Here is a 2,714-nt window from a genome sequence, read left to right on the forward strand (position 1 = left end):
TGCGGGCGGCCTGCTCCTCGAACAGTTCCGGGAACGTCCTCGCGGGGAGCGCCAGTGCCGTGTCGTTCCACTCGGTCAGCACCCGCCGCCGCTCCAGCGACGACAGGACGTCGACCTGCCCGAGCGGCAGCTCGGGATCCGCGACGACCGCCTCCAGCAACCGCACCAGACGCGCCGCGATCGCTTCGGCGGACTCCCGGTCGAACAGATCGGCGGCGTACTCCAGGGTGCCGTCGAGGCCGCCAAGCCGTCCGCCGGCACCGGCCACGTCCCGCATGGAGAACGCCAGGTCGAACTTCGAGACGTCCGAGCGGACGGGCTCGTCGCTGATGCCGATGCCGGCGATGTCCCAGGAGGCCCGGACGTTGTTCTGGAACGCCAGCATCACCTGGAACAGCGGGTTGCGGTCCAGGGAGCGGCCCGGGTTGAGGGCCTCCACCAGGCGGTCGAACGGCAGGTCCTGGTGGTTGTAGGCCGCCAGGTCGGTCGTGCGCACGCGCTGCAGCAGCTCCCGGAAGGTCGGGTCCCCGGACGTGTCGGTGCGCAGCACCAGCGTGTTGACGAAGAAACCGACGAGGTCGTCGAGGGCCTCGTCCGTCCGCCCCGCGACGGGCGACCCGATCGGGATGTCGGTGCCCGCGCCCAGACGCGTCAGCAGCGCCGCGACGGCGGCCTGCACGACCATGAACACCGTGCACTCGTGTTCCTGCGCCAGCCGCGCCAGACCCCGGTGCAGCTCACGCCCGCACCGGAACGACACCGCCCCGCCCCGGTGGCTCGACACCGCGGGCCGCGGCCGGTCGGCCGGCAGCGCCAACACGTCCGGCAGCCCGTCGAGTTCCGCGGTCCAGTACGCCAGCTGCCGCGCGTACACGCTGCCCGGGTCCGCGGGATCACCCAGCAGGTCCCGCTGCCACAGCGTGTAGTCCGCGTACTGCACCGGCAGCGGCGCCCACGAGGGGGCGCCGTCCTTCTGCCGGGCCTCGTACGCCAGCGACAGGTCCCGCGCCAGCGGGGCCATCGACCAGCCGTCGCACGCGATGTGGTGCAACACCAGGAGGAGGACGTGCTCCTCGGGCCCCACGACGAACAGCGAGGCCCGGACCGGCAGGTCGTGCACCAGATCGAAGGTCCGCCCCACGGCCCGGCGGATCACCTCGCCGAGAGCGGGCCCGGCGACCTCCCGTACGTCGAACTCGAGCCGTACCTCGGCCGGGTCCAGCACGCGCTGGTACGGCTCACCGTCCGCCTCGGGAAAGACCGTGCGCAGTGCCTCGTGGCGACCCACCACGTCCTGGAGGGCCGCCCGCAGGGCCTCGGCGTCCAGCGCCCCCGACAGCCGGAACGCCACGTGTTCGTTGTACGTCGCGTTGGGGCCTTCGAGGTGGTCCAGGAACCACAGCCGGCGTTGGGCGGAGGACAGCGGGAGCAGACGGGGACGGGGCTGCGATCCGAGCGCCCCGCGGGACCGGGGCGCGTCGGCGAGCGCGGCGCCGAGCCTGGCGGGAGTGGACGCGTCGAACAGAGTGCTGATCGTCAGCTCGACGCCGAGCAGCGTGCGGACGCGGCTGACGAGCCGCGTCGCCAGCAGCGAGTGCCCGCCGATGTCGAAGAAGCCGTCGTCGATGCCCACCCGCTCGAGCCCGAGGACCTCCGCGAACAGATCGCACAGGAGCTCCTCCCGCGGGGTGCGCGGCGCACGCCAGGCGGCCGTGTCGGCCGCGTAGCGGGGGGCCGGCAGCGCCCGCTGGTCCAGCTTCCCGTTCGGCGTGAGGGGGAACCCGTCCACCTCGACCACTGCCGCGGGCACCATGACCTCGGGCAGCGACCGGCCGCAGAAGGTCCGGAGCAGCTGCTCGTCGATCCCGTCGGCGCCGGCCGCCGGAACCACGTAGGCGACGATGCGCCGGTCACCGGGCCGGTCCTCGCGGGCCACCACGACGGCCCTGGCCACGGAGTCGTGCCCCGAGAGCACGGACTCGATCTCGCCCAGCTCGATCCGGGCACCGCGCACCTTGACCTGGTGGTCCGTCCGCCCGAGGCACTCCAGTTCGCCGTCGCCGTTCCACCGCACGAGGTCGCCCGTGCGGTACATGCGCGATCCGGCCGGTCCGAAGGGGTCGGGCACGAACCGCTCGGCCGTGGGCCCGTAGACGTTGACCATCGTCCGGCCGGGTGACCAGATCCGGACCAGTTCCTCGGGGAGCGCCTCACCCCCGAGGGACAGCGTGCTCACACCCGACAGGGTGCCGGGCGACAGCACGCCCAGGACGGCGGGCGGTACCCAGAGGTGGGTGATGCGCTGCTCGTCGACGAGGTGCTCCAGCTCGGGGCCGGGCAGGAGCTCGTCGGCCGGGGCCATGACGAGGGCCGCGCCCGCCGCCAGGGCCATGATCACTTCGTAGACGTGGGCGTCGAAGCTGGGGGAGGCGAACTGCAGCACCCGGCTGCCGGTGTCCACGGCGAGTGCGACGGCGTACTGGACGGCGAGGGCGGCGAGGCCCGCGTGGGTGACGACGACGCCCTTGGGGCGGCCGGTCGAGCCGGAGGTGTAGATCACGTAGGCGGGGTGGGCCACCGCGGCCGGGCTACGTCGCTCGCCGTCCGTCACCTGTGCGGCCGAGTAGCCGGTGAGCTCGGCCGCGGTCTCCGGAGCGTCCAGGACGAGGTGGTCGGCGTCCGTGCCGCGGGTCGTGGTGGGGGTGTCGGTGGTC

The 2,714-nt window shown here is 73.4% G+C and carries 1 protein-coding gene; it reads right to left on the reverse strand.

What is annotated here, in order from left to right:
- A partial coding sequence (locus IF43_RS0135390; protein ID WP_030211031.1) for a condensation domain-containing protein occupies positions 1–2,714 on the reverse strand: 2,714 nt, incomplete at both ends.

Source organism: Streptomyces sp. NRRL S-87, assembly GCF_000719335.1.
Taxonomy (GTDB): domain Bacteria; phylum Actinomycetota; class Actinomycetes; order Streptomycetales; family Streptomycetaceae; genus Streptomyces.